We start from the raw sequence: 16624 nt of genomic DNA, 5'->3' as shown, positions 1-16624 counted from the left end.
GGTGGTTTGAAGAAAGGGTTGTGGGAAATGTTTTTGACATACGTTGCGATCATTATTGCGTTATTTTTTGCTATGAATATTGGTGCTAGCGGAGCGGCTGCGACGATGGGTCCTGCATATGGGGCAGGAGCAATAAAAAAGAAAAGATTAGCGCTACTATTAGTTGGATTAGGTGCTTTTTTAGGTGCTGTTATTGGAAGTGGGCAAGTGGTAAAAACAGTAGGGGAAGGAATAATCCCAGCAAATATCTTGTCCGTTGAGGTAGTGCTCATTATTTTATTCTCAGCAACCCTTACTTTATTTATCGCAAATATGATCGGGATTCCCCTATCGACTAGTGAAGTGACAATCGGATCTATTGTAGGAGTTGGCGTAGCTTTCCAATCTTTATTTGTTAATAATGTTCTATTTATTGTCTCCTTTTGGCTTATTGTTCCAATCGCAGCATTTGTAATAGCTTATTGCATTCAGAAAATGATTAGTTACTTCGAAAAAAAATATCCAGGAAGACTGAAAGGAGCAAAGTGGAAGAAAATTCTTTCTATACTACTTATACTTACTGGATTTGTGGAAGCTTTTTCAGCAGGGATGAACAATGTAGCAAATGCAATTGGCCCATTAATAGGGGCTGGCATCATGGAAGAAACTTTAGGAATATGGTTAGGTGCACTGTTTGTAGCACTTGGTGCTCTCTTACTAGGTGGGGCAGTGTTAGAAACAAATGGAAAGAAAATCACAAAATTATCAAAGCTACAAGGTATTGCGGTCTCAGGAACAGGTGGAGCTTTAGTCATTGTTGCATCCATTTTTGGAATCCCAGTACCGTTAACGCAAGCAACTACTTCCGCTATTGTTGGGGTCGGTACAGCAGAAACTGGATTTCAATTATGGCAGAAATCAGTTATTCAAAAAATCATAAAAGTGTGGATTGTCTCACCTGTGATGTCACTCGTTGTCTCTTTTAGCTTAATACATACACTATTAATGCCTAATCCGTATATGATGATTATCGTAATAAGTATTTTTGTCACAACCTTTGGCTCAATTAGTTTATACAGGTCAACGAAGGAAGAAAAAAGGTCGGTGCATAACGAAGGAGGAGGAATTTAATGATGAGTAATCAAGTATTACTCTATGAAAATTTGAAAGATCAGGATTACGCTGATCTTAACGCGAAAATGAAAAATGACGCGTTGCATGTTATCAAATGGGCATATGAGCAATTTAACGATGATTTAGTCTATGCGTGTAGCTTTGGTGCAGAAGGGATCGTTCTCATAGATCTCATTAGTAAAGTAAAGAAGGATGCAAAGGTCGTATTTCTTGATACGAACGTACATTTCGATGAAACGTATGAATTAATTGAACAGATGAAGAAAAAGTATCCGAGTCTTCGTATTGAGTTGAAACAGCCAGAAATAACTTTAGAGGAACAAGCAGATCAATATGGTAATGAATTATGGATAAAAAATCCTGACCTTTGCTGTAAGCTCCGAAAAAATACTCCGCTAAAGTCTGTATTGTCAGGGAGTAAAGCATGGTTGTCGGGGTTAAGACGAGAACAATCACCGACGAGAGCAAATACGCAATTTGTAAATAAGGATGATAAGTTTCAATCTATCAAAATATGTCCACTTATCCATTGGACATGGGATGAAATCTGGGAGTATATTCATTTGTTTAACTTGCCGTACAATAAGCTACATGATCAAGGCTACCCAAGTATTGGCTGTAGCAAATGCACTTTCCCAGTAGAGGAAGGTGAGGACTTAAGGGCTGGAAGGTGGTCCGGGAGTAATAAAACCGAATGTGGATTACACACAAAATAACATGAGAGGGGAAATAAGCATGACTTTGAGTCAACCGCACGGAGGAACACTTATTCATCGCATAAATGAGCAATATGATTATTCAGATGTTTTTCAAACGATAGAGATTGATAGAACAGCACTTTCAGATTTGGAACTAATCGCCAATGGGGCATACAGTCCTCTAAAAGGATTTATGAGTGAAGCAGATTATACATCCGTTGTTCAAAATATGAGGTTGGCGGATGGGACCGTGTGGAGTATTCCTATTACTTTACCAATCTCAGAAGAAACGGCAAATAGTTTGAAAGTTGGTCAAAAAACAAAGTTATCCTATGAGGGTACTATTTATGGCATAATAGAGTTATCTGAGCTTTTTACCCCGAATAAATTGGAAGAAGCCGACCATGTGTATAAAACAACAGAAACGGCACATCCAGGTGTAAAGAAGCTCTATGATAGAGGTAATGTTTATGCAGCTGGGCAAATAACGTTGGTAAAGGTTCCGAAGAAGGAGTCGTTTGCGACATATTACTTAACACCAATAGAGACGCGTAAAACATTCGAAAATCGTGGTTGGAAAACAGTTGTTGGATTTCAAACACGTAATCCAGTTCATCGTGCACATGAGTATATTCAAAAAACGGCTTTAGAAATTGTAGATGGGTTATTTTTAAACCCACTAGTAGGTGAAACGAAGGCGGATGATATTCCTGCAGATGTACGGATGGAAAGTTACGAAGTGTTACTAGAAAACTACTACCCAGCTGATAGAGTATTTTTAGCAGTTTTCCCAGCATCGATGAGGTACGCAGGGCCTAGAGAGGCGATATTTCATTCACTAGTCAGAAAAAATTACGGTTGCACGCATTTTATTGTAGGTAGAGATCATGCAGGTGTAGGTGATTATTACGGTACTTACGATGCGCAGCTCATATTTAATCATTTCACACAGGAAGAGTTAGGTATAACACCGTTGTTCTTTGAGCATAGCTTCTTCTGTAAAAAATGCGGTAATATGACATCGACGAAAACGTGTCCACATAGTAAAGAAGATCGTGTCATCTTATCTGGAACAAAAGTGAGAGAAATGCTCAAAAATGGAGAAACACCACCACCAGAGTTTAGTCGACATGAGGTTGTTCAAGTGTTGATACGTGGAATGAAGGTGACGGTATGAGCCAACAGGAAAAAGTTGAAAACATTCATTGGCATAACACGACGGTTTCAAAGGAAGATCGCCAATCGCTCAATAATCATAAAGGAAGTGTCGTATGGTTTACTGGACTATCGGGTTCAGGAAAATCAACATTGGCGAACGCAGTGGAGAAAAAGCTGCATGATCAGGGTATTAGAACGTATGTCCTTGATGGGGATAACATTCGCCATGGTTTAAATAAAGGGCTCGGTTTTCAACCTGACGATCGAAAAGAAAATATTCGAAGAATTGGAGAGGTATCTAAGCTATTCGTTGATGCAGGTATTGTTGTATTAACTGCTTTTATTTCTCCTTATCGAGAAGACCGCCAATTAGTGAGAAGCCTTCTAGAGAGCGGCGAGTTTCATGAAGTCTATACAAAATGTGCGTTAGATGAATGCGAGCGTCGTGACCCGAAAGGCCTTTATAAGAAAGCGCGTGATGGGGAAATTCCAGCATTCACGGGAATTAGTGCACCGTATGAGGAACCAGAAAATGCTGAGGTTGTAATTGAAACAGACAAGGAACTGATAGATGATTCAGTTAATAAAGTTGTAGCACATTTGAAAGAATTAAAAGTGATTTAATGGAGGGTGACGATGAGTTATACAAAAGTTTGGGCTGATAATGAAAAACTAAGTAAAGAAGAAAAGTTAAAGCTAGAGAAAGATGGACTAGAAATACTAAATGATATTCCTCAATATGCAAAAGATGGTTTTGAATCAATCCCTAAAGATCAGTGGAATCTATTTAAATGGGCAGGTCTCTACTTACAAAAGCCAAAGGAAGACGGCTATTTCATGATGCGAGTCAATGTACCATCCGGGATCTTAACAAATGAGCAGACTGTTGCGTTAGCGGAAATTGCAAAAGACTATGGTCGCAGCGTTGTCGACATTACGACTCGCCAAGCCATTCAATTCCATTGGCTAACGATTGAGCAAATCCCAGATATATTTAGTCGCCTAGAAAAAGTAGGTTTATCCTCTGTAGGGGCATGTGGAGATATTATGAGAACGATCGTCGGTAATCCTTTAGCCGGTATTGATCCAAATGAAACGGTAGACACAAGAAATATTGTCGAGGACGTATATTGGTCATTTCAAAAAAATGAGCAGTTCTCAAACTTGCCACGTAAATTTAAAATTTCGATATCAGGAAACGTTCAAAATGCTCAAAATGCAGAAATTAACTGTCTGTCCTTCGTTCCTGCTACTAAAGTAATTGATGGAGTAGAAGTAAATGGATTCCATGTATACGTTGGTGGTGGTCTATCCTCTAAGCCATATTTAGCAGAAGAGGTAGATGTTTTCGTTCGACCAGAGCAGGTAAAGGAAGTAACAACTGCTATTACGACTATTTATAGAGATTTTGGTTACCGTGAGAAAAGACATCGTGCAAGACTTAAGTTTTTAATTGCAGATTGGGGAACAGAAAAGTTCAAGGAAAAGCTTTTAGAATATGTATCTTTATTAGATAAAGGTGAAAACAAACTTGGGAACTGGAACGCCGGCTATTTTTACGGTGTTCACCAACAAAAGCAAAATGGCTTGAGCTACATCGGTTTTAACGTTCCTGTTGGTAGAATGGATGCAAATGAATTATTAGAGCTTGCTCGTATCTCGAAGCATTATGGAAATGGAGAGCTCAGAACGTGTAACTCACAAAATATTGTCATTCCTAATGTAAAAGATGAAGATGTAGAGTCGCTATTACAAGAATCTATTTTTAATAGAATTACGCTAAATCCACCTAAATTTATTGGCTATTCTGTTTCATGTACAGGTATTGAATATTGTAATTTGGCATTAGTAGAAACGAAGGAAAGAATGAGAGATATTGCTAACTATTTAGATGAAAAAGTCTCCCTAGACGTACCTGTACGAATTCATATGGTTGGATGCCCGAATTCCTGTGGTCAGAGACAAATTGCTGACATTGGTTTACAGGGAATATTGATGAAAAATAAAGAGAAAAAGATGGTAGAGGCTTTTGAAATATACGTAGGTGGAACGCTTACGACTAACGCACAATTCAATGAAAAATTAAAAGGGAAAATATTGGCTGAAGATCTAAATGAAGTACTACGCCAGTTTGTAACTTACTTCGCTGACGAAAAATTATTAGGGGAAACATTCCATGATTTTTACAAGCGAATTGGGGTTGAAAGCTTACAGGAGAAGTTGAATACGATTTTAAACAGTGAAAGCTTTGTCAATAGTTAAGGAAGAGGATCATAATACCATGAATATATATCGTTTTGAAGCGTTAATCAATAGAGACCATACAGCTAATATTATTGTTGTCGCTAATGACGAAGAAAAGGCATTTCAATTGGCTGAAATTGAGCTTGAAAAATCATATATGAAAATCCCTCAAATAGAAGAGCTAACGTTATTTGAGAAGAAAAAAGTAGGAAATGGAGCAGCTTACGTACTGAACCAAGGGGTGGAGTAAAACAACATGAGAGGGGTGGATGAAGTGAACCAGCATAGGGGAAAAGTGTTTTTTGTTGGCGCAGGACCAGGCGATCCGAAGCTGATTACAGTGAAAGGTGCTGAACTGTTAAAGGAAGCGGATGTGATCGTTTATGATAGATTAGTAAATCAAGAGTTACTCGTCTATGGTAAAAAAAATGTAGAACTTATTTACTGTGGGAAGCTCCCGAAATATCATGCAATTCCACAGGAGTCTATCAATCAAATACTTGTTGATCATGCGAAGCTTGGTAAAAGGGTTGTGAGATTAAAAGGTGGAGATCCTTGTATTTTTGGTAGAGTTGGAGAAGAAGCGGAATGCTGTGTAGAAAATCATATCCCATTTGAAATCGTTCCAGGAATAACATCTGGTGTTGCTGCACCAGCTTATGCTGGCATCCCTCTTACTCACCGAGATTTAAGTTCCTCTGTCGCAATTGTCACGGGACATCAGCGAGAAGATGGGAAGGAACAAGACATTAATTGGAAGAGCCTAGCTAGAGGAATCGATACACTTGTTTTTTACATGGGGGTTCATAATATAGCTTTAATTCAAAAGAAGCTAATTCAGTTTGGTAAGCCACCAGAAACACCAGTTGCTTTAGTAAGGTGGGGTACTTGTGACAATCAAGAAACGCTAACGGGGGAGCTTTATAATATCGTTGACCGTGTTCAAGAAGCAGGTTTTCAATCACCAGCCATTATTGTTGTAGGTGAAGTCGTGAAAATGCGTGAAAAAATAGCTTGGTTTAATGAGATAGAAACTCATCAATACTTTTCCGAAGTCGTTCATATGTAATATGAATCGTATAGGGCTAGATTAGCGTACAAAAGTATCATTGATTTTGTAAACTTGAGTTAACAAGCTACATACTAAAAGGAGGAATTTGACATGTCATCTGTACTACAAAGACCTAAAATTGCTAGAAAACTAACTGAATTGATTGGAAGAACACCACTTTTAAGATTAAATGCGATTAGTGATGCTACAGGTGTTGAAGTTCTTGCAAAGCTAGAGTATTTTAATCCACTTGGAAGCGTAAAGGACCGTATTGGGAATGCAATGATCGAAGCGGCAGAAACAGAGGGTCTCATTACGAAGGATACAGAAATTATTGAACCGACTAGTGGCAACACAGGGATTGCACTTGCATTTGTATGTGCAGCAAAAGGATACAAACTAACGCTAGTAATGCCGGATACGATGAGTATCGAGCGAAGAAATCTACTAAAAGCATTAGGAGCAAATCTCGTTTTATCTGAAGGTGCCAAAGGGATGAAAGGAGCGATCGCAAAAGCGAACGAGCTAGTGCAATCTACTCCTCATGCATTTATGCCACAGCAATTCTCAAATGCAGCGAATCCAGAAGTACATCGTAATACGACAGCTGAAGAAATTTGGGAAGATACGGAAGGTAGTGTAGATTTTCTCGTAAGTGGTATCGGAACTGGAGGGACAATCACTGGCGTATCTGAAGTCATTAAGGAAAGAAAACCATCATTTAAAGCAGTTGCTGTAGAGCCTACTGATTCTCCTATATTAAGTGGTGGAACACCAGGACCGCACAAAATTCAAGGGATTGGACCTGGTTTTGTACCTGACGTTCTAAATACGGAAGTGTTTGATGAAGTTGTAAAAGTAAGTAACGAAGCTTCTTTTAAGGCGTCTCGTCAAATTGGAAAAGAGGAAGGACTATTAGTAGGGATTTCTTCTGGTGCTGCCATTCAAGCAGCAAAGGAAGTTGCAGAGCGACCAGAGAATAAAGGGAAAACGATTGTTGTTATACTACCAGATACAGGTGAGAGATACTTATCGACAGCATTATTTCAAGAAGACTAAAATAGAGGTTGACTCAAAAGGTCGAATTTTTACTTTTTGAGTCAACCTCTAAGGTGTGTGCTGAAGATACTCCAACTTTTAATTATTTTCACAAAATATTCGTTTTTCATTGACTTCAAGTTTTTCGGAGTATATAATCACCTATAAATAAATATTGATGGACTCTTATCAAGAGAGGTTGAGGGATCTGGCCCTTTGACGCCTCGGCAACCATTGAACTTAATTGTTCAACAGGTGCCAAATCCAGCAGAACAATACGTTCTGAAAGATGAGGGGTCCGACGTGGATTACTAACCATTCTCAACTATTCTACTGTCGACCTCTTCTAGCAGAGGTCGACTTTTTAGTTTACGCACTAGCTTCATAATCAAACATCTATTTAAAGAGTCATCAAGTTAGGGAGGAACAATTAATGAAAAGAAATCAAGGTGAAGATTGTTGTATAGAAACAAAACTTGTTCAAATAGGAAATAAAAAAGATCCTGTAACTGGTGCTGTAAATCCACCTGTATATTTTTCAACAGCTTATCAGCATACAGGAATTGGTGAGTCAACAGGGTTTGATTATACAAGAACCGCTAACCCTACGAGAAAAATACTAGAAGAAGCGATTGCTTCACTAGAAAAAGGTGATAGAGGATATGCTTGTAGCTCAGGAATGGCAGCTATCCACACTATTTTTGGATTATTTAAGCAAGGGGATGAAATCATCGTATCCCAAGATCTTTATGGAGGAACGTATCGACTATTTGAGCAGCTTTTAAATCAATATGGATTGAAGTTTTTCTATGCTGATATAAGAAGTCCTAAATCATTTGAAAACCTCATTACAGAGCGTACGAAAGCACTGTTTATTGAGTCACCTACGAACCCGCTCATGCAGGAGGCTGACCTTGAAGCATTCGGTGATATTGCAGAAAAATACAATTTATTATATATCGTTGACAATACTTTCTATACCCCTCTGCTACAGCAACCAATCGATGCTGGCGCACATATCGTTATTCACAGTGCAACGAAGTATTTAGGCGGCCACAATGATGTGCTTGCAGGATTAATCGTAGCTAAAGGTGAGGAGCTTAGTGAAAAGCTTTTTACTCTCCATAATGCTATAGGTGCTACATTAGGACCATTGGATAGTTGGCTATTAATTAGAGGAATGAAAACATTAAGCTTAAGGTTAAAAAAGCATGAAGAGAATGCGAAAAAAGTAGTACAGTTTTTACAAAAACACGACGGAATATCAGATGTGTTATATCCAGGAAAAGGTGGGATGGTATCATTCCGTGTAAAAAATGATCAATGGATTAATACGATCTTGAAAAATTTAAAGCTTATTACATTTGCAGAAAGCTTAGGCGGAGTAGAAAGCTTCATCACATATCCAGCTACACAAACACACATGGATATTCCAGAAGAAGTTCGCATTAAAAATGGAGTATGTAACCACTTATTAAGGTTTTCTGTAGGCATTGAAGAGGCGGAAGACTTGTTAAATGATTTAGATCATGCGCTAGCAATTGCTTTAGAGGAGGCGGAGACAAATGAGTAAAGAACAATTTCACTTCGAAACGAAGCTGATTCATAACCAACATTCTGTCGATAAGGAGACAGGTGCAGTTAGTACACCGATTCATCATACGTCTACATTTCATCAATTTGATCTAGACGAATTCGGCAAATACGATTATGCTCGTTCTGGGAATCCGACACGAGATGTGTTAGAGGAAACAATTGCCGAGCTTGAGGGAGGAGTGAGAGGGTTAGCATTTTCTTCAGGAATGGCTGCTATTTCTACTGCATTTATGCTTCTTTCCAAAGGAGACCACGTTCTCATCGCTGAGGATGTATATGGGGGTACATTCCGGTTAGTTTCCCAAGTGTTACAACGTTTTGGTGTCGATTATGACTTTGTAGATACGACAAATTTAGAAGAAGTAAAACAAAAGCTACGTCCGAATACGAAAGTGATTTATATAGAAACACCGTCAAATCCAGTATTAAAAATTACAGACATCAAAGCAGTTTGCGAAATAGCAAAGGAAAACAATTGTTACACTTTTGTTGATAATACATTTTTAACACCAAGCTTACAAAAACCGCTAGAATTAGGGGCAGATGTCGTATTACATAGTGCCACTAAATTTATTTCAGGGCACAGTGATGTTGTAGCAGGCTTGGCTGTTGCGAAGGATAAAGAGCTTGGCGACCAGCTAGCTTTTTTACAAAATACGTTCGGAGCAGTGCTTGGTGTACAAGATTGCTGGCTCGTTCTAAGAGGTTTAAAAACGCTTCATGTACGAATGAAAGAGTCACAGCAAACTGCATTTGAATTAGCAAAATACTTAGAGGAAATCCCAGAAGTAAAGAAGGTTTATTATCCTGGCCTAGATAATCATGAAGGCAGAGAGATACATTTTAGTCAATCAAGCGGAGCGGGAGCTGTATTATCGTTTGTGTTAGAGGATGTAGATGCTGTGAGAGAGTTTGTAAATGCTGTAGAAATACCTGTTTTTGCGGTAAGTCTAGGAGCTGTAGAATCGATCCTCTCTTATCCAACTAAAATGTCACACGCGGCAATGCCGGAGGAAGAACGTTATAAAAGAGGAATTGAAGACGGCTTACTAAGACTATCTGCAGGCTTGGAAAATACAGAAGATTTAATTAAAGACTTTAATCAAGCCTTTCAACATATAAGAAAAGCAACTAAAAAGAAGGAAACTAACTTAGCGGTAGATAGGGGAGCTTTGTAATGGGGCTTTTAGACGATTTAAAAAAACAAGTCATTGTTGCAGATGGAGCAATGGGAACACTACTTTACTCTTATGGTGTAGGGAATTGTTTTGAAGAAATGAATCTGTCCCATCCCGATCAAATTAAAGAGATTCACGGAGCATATTTAGCTGCTGGCTCCCAAGTAATTCAAACGAACACTTACGGAGCAAATTATGAAAAATTACTGCGCTACGGTTTAGAAGATCAAGTGAAGAACATCAATACGAAGGCAGTAAGGCTTGCAAAAGCAGCTTTGGAAGAGCATCGAAGCGACTTGTCGTCATTTAGTTCAGAAGAGAACAAATATATACTTGGAACATTAGGTGGCGTGAGGGCTGTCCCAGGAAAACCTATTTCATTAACGGAAATAAAGCGAAGTTTTAGAGAGCAGCTATACTGTCTCCTTATGGAAGAAGTAGACGGTATTTTACTTGAGACCTACTATGACTTCGAAGAGTTAAAGACAGTTTTACAGATTGCTAGGAAAGAAACACAATTACCTATAATCGCACAAGTATCATTACACGATATAGGAATCGTTCAAGGTGGGATTTCTGTAGATGATGCAATGAAAACGCTAGACGACTTAGGTGCAAATATTGTTGGTCTCAATTGTCGAATGGGGCCACATCATATGATTCGTTCACTTGAACAAGTATCCATTCCTGAAAATGCTTATTTATCAGCGTATCCTAATGCAAGCTTACCGAGCTATTCTAATGGTAGATATCATTACTCATCTAATTCTGAGTATTTTCAACAATCGGCAAATTTACTTTGGGAGCAAGGAGTAAGTCTTATAGGTGGATGCTGTGGTACAACGCCTGAACATATTAAAGCAATTGCAGATGCTGTAAAAGGAAAGGCGCCTATTACAGAAAAAGAAATAACGGTTAATCAGAAATCGGTTGTTCATATTGAGACGCCAGAGCCACCGAAAGTAGAAAAGCTAAATGAAGTTGTAAAAACGAGAAGTTCTATTATCGTGGAGCTCGATACACCTAAAGATTTAGTAACGACGAAGTTTCTTGAAGGCGCAAAAGCTTTAAAAGAGGCAGGGGTAGATGCTGTTACTTTAGCAGATAATTCTTTGGCGAATCCTCGTATTTGTAATTTAAGTATGTCGACAATATTGAAAGAAAAATTACAAGTAACCCCACTCGCTCATATTACTTGTCGCGATCGAAATTTAATTGGATTACAATCTCACTTGATGGGGCTGTCAACGCTAGGAATTGATAACGTGTTAGCAATAACAGGCGACCCAGCAAAGGTTGGCGATTTTCCTGGGGCTACATCTGTATATGATTTATCTTCGTTTGAGCTCATTCAAATGATTAAGCAATGTAATGAAGGACTGTCATTTACAGGGAAGCCGCTAGGTAAAAAAACGAACTTTACAGTCGCAGCTGCATTTAATCCGAATGTGCGCCATTTAGATAAAGCAGTAGAACGGCTACAGAAAAAAATAGATTGTGGCGCTGATTACTTTATGACACAGCCTGTATATTCGGAAAAACAAATTGAAAATATATATGAACATACGAAGCATATTAAGGCCCCAATATATTTAGGGATTATGCCACTGACTAGTTATCGGAATGCAGAGTTTTTACACCACGAGGTACCTGGAATAAAGCTAACCGATGATATTCGCCAGGCAATGGCGCTTCATAAAGAGGATAAAGCAAGATCACAGCAAGAGGGGATCGCCATTGCGAAGAACTTAATTGATACGGCACTTCATTATTTTAATGGCATCTATTTAATTACGCCATTTACTAAATACGAAATTACGGTAGAGTTGACGAATTACATTAAGGAAAAAACGAGTGCAGCAACAGATCGACAAGCAGGGCCAATAAGGAAGGTGTATGATGGCAACATTATTTGAACAACAGCTAAGAAAGAAAATCTTAATTTTTGACGGTGCTACAGGTACGATGTTCCAGCAAGCAAATTTAACCGCAGAAGACTTTGGGGGCGAAGAGTATGAAGGGTGTAATGAATATTTAAACATTGTATCGCCCCATGTTGTAGAACGCATTCACCATGAGTATTTTAAAGCAGGTTCAGATATCATTGAAACAAATACTTTTGGTGCAACAAGTATTGTTTTAGATGATTATGACTTAGGTCATATAGCAGAAGAAGTTAATTTTAAGTCGGCTCAGCTTGCAAGAAGAGCAGCTGATGAATGGTCTACGTCTGAGTGGCCAAGATTCGTTGCTGGTGCTATGGGACCGACGACAAAGGCTATTTCAGTCACCGGGGGCGTTACATTCGAACAGCTCATTGACACATATGAGGAACAAGCGAGAGGCTTAATTCGTGGTGAAGTTGATGTGCTACTTTTGGAAACGTCTCAAGATATGAGAAATGTGAAGGCTGCCTTTTTAGGAATTCAGCGTGCATCTGAAAAACTAGGTAAAACATTACCGCTAATCGTTTCAGGTACGATTGAACCGATGGGAACAACATTAGCTGGTCAAAGTATCGAAGCATTCTACTTATCTTTAGAGCATATGAATCCAGTAATGGTCGGTTTAAACTGTGCGACTGGGCCTGAATTTATGAGAGAGCACATTCGCTCCTTATCCAATTTAGCAACAACAGCTGTAAGCTGTTATCCGAATGCAGGTCTACCAGATGAAGAAGGAAATTATCACGAATCACCTGAATCGTTAGCGAAGAAGATTGCAGGCTTCGCAGAAAAAGGTTGGCTTAATATGGTCGGTGGCTGCTGCGGTACAACACCAGCTCACATTAAAGCTTTAGCGGACGCAATTAAACCATTTAGTCCAAGAAAGGTTCCAGAGGACCACCCACATGCTGTTTCTGGTATAGAACCGCTTATTTATGATGAAGATATGAGACCTCTTATGGTAGGGGAAAGAACAAATGTCATCGGTTCACGAAAATTCAAAAACCTCATCGCTGATGGAAAGTACGAAGAGGCATCAGAAATTGCAAGGGCACAAGTGAAAAACGGTGCACACATTATTGACATTTGTTTAGCCGATCCTGACCGCGAAGAATTAGAGGACATGGAGCATTTTTTACAGCAAGTCATTAATAAAGTAAAGGTTCCTTTAATGATTGATTCTACAGATGATGCAGTCATCGAAAAAGCCCTTACGTATTCGCAAGGAAAAGCGATCATTAACTCTATTAACCTAGAGGATGGAGAAGAACGCTTTGAAAAGGTTGCTCCCTTAATCCGTCAGTACGGTGCTGCGGTAGTAGTAGGGACGATAGATGAAATTGGAATGGCAACGACAGCGGATAGAAAACTAGAAGTTGCGAAAAGAAGCTATGATTTACTTGTTAATAAATATGGTTTAAACCCAAAGGATATCATTTTTGACCCATTAGTTTTCCCAGTAGGTACTGGTGATGAACAATACATTGGGGCGGCAAAGGAAACTGTCGATGGTATTAAGTTAATCAAAGAAGCACTACCTGATTGTTTAACGATCCTTGGTGTAAGTAACGTGTCCTTTGGTCTTCCGCCTGTAGGAAGAGAAATTGTAAATGCGGTGTATTTATACCACTGTACGAAGGCTGGACTTGACTATGCCATTGTAAATACAGAAAAGCTAGAGCGTTTTGCCTCAATTGCGCCTGAAGAGATAGAAATGGCAGAAACACTTTTATTTAAAACGAGCAGCGAAACGTTAGCGAAGCTTGTAGAGTTTTACCGAGGAAAAAAATCGACTGTCAAAAAAGAAGTAAATAACCTTCCTTTAGAAGAAAGACTAGCTCATTACGTCGTAGAAGGAACGAAGGAAGGACTCATTCCTGATTTAGAAAAGGCATTAGAGAAGTTTTCCGACCCACTTGAAATTATTAATGGTCCACTCATGACTGGAATGGCAAAGGTAGGGGAATTATTTGATAAAAACCAATTAATCGTTGCAGAAGTACTTCAAAGCGCAGAAGTCATGAAAGCGGCAGTTGCATATCTTGAAGACTTTATGGAAGTGAAGGACGATAGTGGAAAAGGAAAAGTAATTCTAGCGACAGTGAAAGGTGACGTACATGACATAGGAAAAAACTTAGTAGAAATTATACTGAGCAATAATGGTTTTAGAGTCGTTGACCTAGGAATTAAAGTCACTTCACAAACGCTAATTGATGCAGTTCGTAAAGAAAAACCAGACATGATTGGTCTATCAGGACTACTTGTAAAATCAGCTCAACAAATGATGCTAACAGCACAGGACTTAAAGCAATCAGAGGTTTCGATCCCGATTCTAGTAGGTGGTGCAGCACTTTCACGTAAATTTACAGATAATAAAATTTCTCCAGAATATGAGGGGCTTGTCATGTATGCAAAGGATGCAATGGATGGTTTACACATTGCCAACCAGCTACAAAAGCCAGAGGAGAGGGAAAAGCTCGTAACCGCTCATAAAGAAAAACTTGAAAACATTGCTATTAGCAAAGCGAAGGAAACAAAAAAGGCTGAGCCAGAAGTAGCTGTAAAGGTGAGATCAAACGTCTCCCGTACAGCACCAATACACACACCACCTGACTTAGACAAGCATATTTTAAGGAACTTTTCTTTACCGCATTTAACACCGTATCTAAATTGGCAAACTTTATTGTGTAGTCACTTAGGTGTACAAGGAAATATAAAAAGAAGGCTAGAAAAAAAGGATCCGAAAACACTGGAACTTAAAGGTCTAGTAGAGGAACTGCTTGTTCAAGGTGACAAAGAAGGTAGCATCTCTGTAAATGGCATGTATCAATTCTTCCCTGCACAATCCGACGGTGATGATATTATCGTCTACGATCCGAATGAAAAAGGGAAAGTGCTTGAAAGGTTTACCTTTCCACGGCAAACAAAAAGCCCTTATTTATGTCTGGCTGACTTCCTTCGTTCGGTAGATAGTGGGGAAATGGATTATGTAGGATTTTTAGCCGTCACAGCAGGTGGTGGCATTAGAGAGCAAGCTCGTGTATGGAAAGAACAAGGAGATTATTTAAAGAGTCACGCGATTCAAGCATTAGCATTAGAACTCGCCGAAGGTTTTGCAGAGTATGTCCATCATTTAATGCGAGATCAATGGGGTATCCCTGATCCTGCTGACTTTACAATGCAACAGCGCTTCAGTGCTAAATACGAAGGAGTGCGTGTGTCGTACGGATACCCGGCATGTCCTAATCTAGAGGATCAAGCTAAATTGTTCAACTTAATCAAACCAGGTGAAATAGGCATTGAGCTAACGGATGGATTTATGATGGAACCAGAAGCATCTGTTACAGCAATGGTATTTGCTCATCCTGAAGGCAGATATTTTAGTGTGTAAAAATATAACTAAAAGGGTGACTACAAGGGTTTTTGTACCCATTAAGTCGCCCTTTTTAGTGCGCAGCCATCTGCCCTTGAGCAAAGAAAAAAGTAAGGTAATGCGCCTCCATCCGCCCTTGAGCAACCAAAAAGATAGCAGAAAGACAAATGGCACAAACCTTACTGTCAGTACATCATTTTCATTAACTAACTTATCATAGAATCTATGTTCTTAAACTCTAGCTCTGTGAATTTCTCTATCATTTTAGTCCGATTGACGTTAAAGGCTGCTGTATTTAATGGGCACGATACTTCCACTTCACAGTGGATTTTAGCTAGCTTTCTTGATAAGTGCAGCATGTCTAAATCTGTTTCAATTTTATTGCGCTGTGCTTTCGTTAAGCTAGGTAAATTCTCTAATATACCTTCGATCGTACCGTATTTTTTTAATAGTTGAAGTGCAGTTTTTTCCCCAATTCCTTTAACTCCAGGGTAGTTGTCACTGCTGTCTCCCATCAAAGCCTTCAAGTCTACCATTTGTGGTGGTGTAATTCCTTTCTCCTCTAAAAAAACGTCCTCTTTATATAAAGCGTAATTTCCATATCCCTTTTTTAAGAGAACGACATGCACATTTTCATCTATAAGCTGCAAGATGTCTTGATCACCAGTAAGTATTAATACTTCTGATTCCTCTTTAAATTGTTGAGCGAGTGTTCCGATACAGTCGTCAGCCTCAAATCCTGCTAGACCAACATTCGGAATGTCAAGCGCATCGACTACATCTTTCACGAGATCAAATTGCGGTATTAACTCTACAGGTGGTTCGCCACGGTTCCCTTTATAATCTGGAAACAACTCTGTTCTAAAAGTTTTACTACCCATATCCCAACAGCAAATCACGTGTGTTGGTTTATATGTGTTCACTGCGGTAAATAGATGCTTGATAAAACCGTGTATTGCATTTGTAGGTACACCTTTACTGTTAACCATAAAGTACCCACTCATCGCTGTTGCGTAGAAAGCACGGAACAATAAGGCCATTCCATCAACGAGCATTACTTTATTTTTCATATGAGACATTTCTCCTCTCTTAAACCTGTATTCTATTATAACAAAATTATATTTTAATACATCGTATTAGTTGCTGGTAAATTCATCTTTTACTTCCTCATCAATGAAAAGTTCCAGCTATGTTGAATATTAGCAAGCTATGTAATCATATAATTAATA

The 16624-nt window shown here is 38.9% G+C and carries 13 protein-coding genes and 1 riboswitch; of the genes, 12 read left to right on the top strand and 1 reads right to left on the bottom strand.

The window, feature by feature from the left end:
* Window positions 1-27: 27 nt before the first annotated feature.
* The 12 genes from BCELL_RS16560 (at window position 28) to metH (ending at window position 15413) form a co-directional block, all read left to right on the top strand.
* The gene (locus tag BCELL_RS16560; protein ID WP_013489928.1) at window positions 28-1110 is read left to right on the top strand and encodes a sulfate permease; all 1083 of its coding nucleotides are present in this window, start codon (window positions 28-30) and stop codon (window positions 1108-1110) included.
* On the top strand, window positions 1110-1829 hold the full coding sequence (locus BCELL_RS16555) for a phosphoadenylyl-sulfate reductase (protein ID WP_013489927.1): 720 nt from the start codon (window positions 1110-1112) through the stop codon (window positions 1827-1829). Before BCELL_RS16560 ends, BCELL_RS16555 begins: the two co-directional genes overlap by 1 nt.
* Before the next feature lie 19 nt (window positions 1830-1848).
* Window positions 1849-2988: a sulfate adenylyltransferase gene (gene sat / locus BCELL_RS16550; RefSeq protein ID WP_013489926.1), complete on the top strand. Its 1140-nt coding sequence runs from the start codon at window positions 1849-1851 to the stop codon at window positions 2986-2988.
* Entirely contained in the window at window positions 2985-3593 is a 609-nt protein-coding gene (gene cysC, locus BCELL_RS16545) for an adenylyl-sulfate kinase (RefSeq protein ID WP_013489925.1), read from the top strand. The genes sat and cysC overlap by 4 nt, the downstream gene beginning before the upstream one ends.
* Window positions 3594-3605: 12 nt before the next feature.
* Entirely contained in the window at window positions 3606-5231 is a 1626-nt protein-coding gene (locus tag BCELL_RS16540; RefSeq protein WP_013489924.1) for a nitrite/sulfite reductase, read from the top strand.
* Window positions 5232-5250: 19 nt separating this feature from the next.
* Complete coding sequence (locus BCELL_RS16535; RefSeq protein WP_013489923.1) at window positions 5251-5463, top strand: DUF3906 family protein; 213 nt, start codon at window positions 5251-5253, stop codon at window positions 5461-5463.
* Between the two features lie 6 nt (window positions 5464-5469).
* Complete coding sequence (gene cobA, locus BCELL_RS16530; protein WP_013489922.1) at window positions 5470-6282, top strand: uroporphyrinogen-III C-methyltransferase; 813 nt, start codon at window positions 5470-5472, stop codon at window positions 6280-6282.
* A gap of 93 nt (window positions 6283-6375) precedes the next feature.
* Window positions 6376-7323: a cysteine synthase A gene (gene cysK / locus BCELL_RS16525; protein WP_013489921.1), complete on the top strand. Its 948-nt coding sequence runs from the start codon at window positions 6376-6378 to the stop codon at window positions 7321-7323.
* A 162-nt stretch (window positions 7324-7485) separates the two neighbouring features.
* Window positions 7486-7598, top strand: a riboswitch (SAM riboswitch).
* Between the two features lie 137 nt (window positions 7599-7735).
* Window positions 7736-8875, top strand: a complete 1140-nt coding sequence (locus BCELL_RS16520) for a methionine biosynthesis PLP-dependent protein (RefSeq protein ID WP_013489920.1) — start codon at window positions 7736-7738, stop codon at window positions 8873-8875.
* Window positions 8868-10076 carry a cystathionine beta-lyase gene (metC, locus tag BCELL_RS16515; RefSeq protein WP_013489919.1) on the top strand — a complete coding sequence of 403 codons (1209 nt, stop codon included), beginning with the start codon at window positions 8868-8870 and terminating at the stop codon, window positions 10074-10076. The genes BCELL_RS16520 and metC overlap by 8 nt, the downstream gene beginning before the upstream one ends.
* Window positions 10076-11992, top strand: coding sequence for a bifunctional homocysteine S-methyltransferase/methylenetetrahydrofolate reductase (locus BCELL_RS16510; RefSeq protein ID WP_013489918.1), 1917 nt, complete (start codon window positions 10076-10078; stop codon window positions 11990-11992). Before metC ends, BCELL_RS16510 begins: the two co-directional genes overlap by 1 nt.
* Window positions 11976-15413, top strand: a complete 3438-nt coding sequence (gene metH, locus BCELL_RS16505) for a methionine synthase (RefSeq protein ID WP_013489917.1) — start codon at window positions 11976-11978, stop codon at window positions 15411-15413. Before BCELL_RS16510 ends, metH begins: the two co-directional genes overlap by 17 nt.
* 188 nt (window positions 15414-15601) lie before the next feature.
* Here the strand turns inward: metH and BCELL_RS16500 are convergent, their stop codons facing one another.
* On the bottom strand, window positions 15602-16465 hold the full coding sequence (locus BCELL_RS16500; protein ID WP_013489916.1) for a 5'-3' exonuclease: 864 nt from the start codon (window positions 16463-16465) through the stop codon (window positions 15602-15604).
* Window positions 16466-16624: the final 159 nt, after the last annotated feature.

The sequence above is a fragment of the Evansella cellulosilytica DSM 2522 genome (assembly GCF_000177235.2).
GTDB lineage: Bacteria > Bacillota > Bacilli > Bacillales > Salisediminibacteriaceae > Evansella > Evansella cellulosilytica.
The sequence above is the reverse complement of the archived record's forward strand: the minus strand, read 5'-3'. Positions and strand labels throughout refer to the sequence as shown.

What these genes read in the sequence shown, in the direction of transcription:
- BCELL_RS16510 (WP_013489918.1), top strand. Translation starts at nt 10,076, where the DNA reads ATGGGGCTTTTAGACGATTTAAAAAAACAAGTCATTGTTGCAGATGGA.
- BCELL_RS16535 (WP_013489923.1), top strand. Translation starts at nt 5,251, where the DNA reads ATGAATATATATCGTTTTGAAGCGTTAATCAATAGAGACCATACAGCT.
- metH (WP_013489917.1), top strand. Translation starts at nt 11,976, where the DNA reads ATGGCAACATTATTTGAACAACAGCTAAGAAAGAAAATCTTAATTTTT.
- BCELL_RS16540 (WP_013489924.1), top strand. Translation starts at nt 3,606, where the DNA reads ATGAGTTATACAAAAGTTTGGGCTGATAATGAAAAACTAAGTAAAGAA.
- BCELL_RS16520 (WP_013489920.1), top strand. Translation starts at nt 7,736, where the DNA reads ATGAAAAGAAATCAAGGTGAAGATTGTTGTATAGAAACAAAACTTGTT.
- sat (WP_013489926.1), top strand. Translation starts at nt 1,849, where the DNA reads ATGACTTTGAGTCAACCGCACGGAGGAACACTTATTCATCGCATAAAT.
- metC (WP_013489919.1), top strand. Translation starts at nt 8,868, where the DNA reads ATGAGTAAAGAACAATTTCACTTCGAAACGAAGCTGATTCATAACCAA.
- BCELL_RS16555 (WP_013489927.1), top strand. Translation starts at nt 1,110, where the DNA reads ATGATGAGTAATCAAGTATTACTCTATGAAAATTTGAAAGATCAGGAT.
- cysC (WP_013489925.1), top strand. Translation starts at nt 2,985, where the DNA reads ATGAGCCAACAGGAAAAAGTTGAAAACATTCATTGGCATAACACGACG.
- BCELL_RS16500 (WP_013489916.1), bottom strand. Translation starts at nt 16,465, where the DNA reads ATGAAAAATAAAGTAATGCTCGTTGATGGAATGGCCTTATTGTTCCGT.
- BCELL_RS16560 (WP_013489928.1), top strand. Translation starts at nt 28, where the DNA reads ATGTTTTTGACATACGTTGCGATCATTATTGCGTTATTTTTTGCTATG.
- cysK (WP_013489921.1), top strand. Translation starts at nt 6,376, where the DNA reads ATGTCATCTGTACTACAAAGACCTAAAATTGCTAGAAAACTAACTGAA.
- cobA (WP_013489922.1), top strand. Translation starts at nt 5,470, where the DNA reads ATGAGAGGGGTGGATGAAGTGAACCAGCATAGGGGAAAAGTGTTTTTT.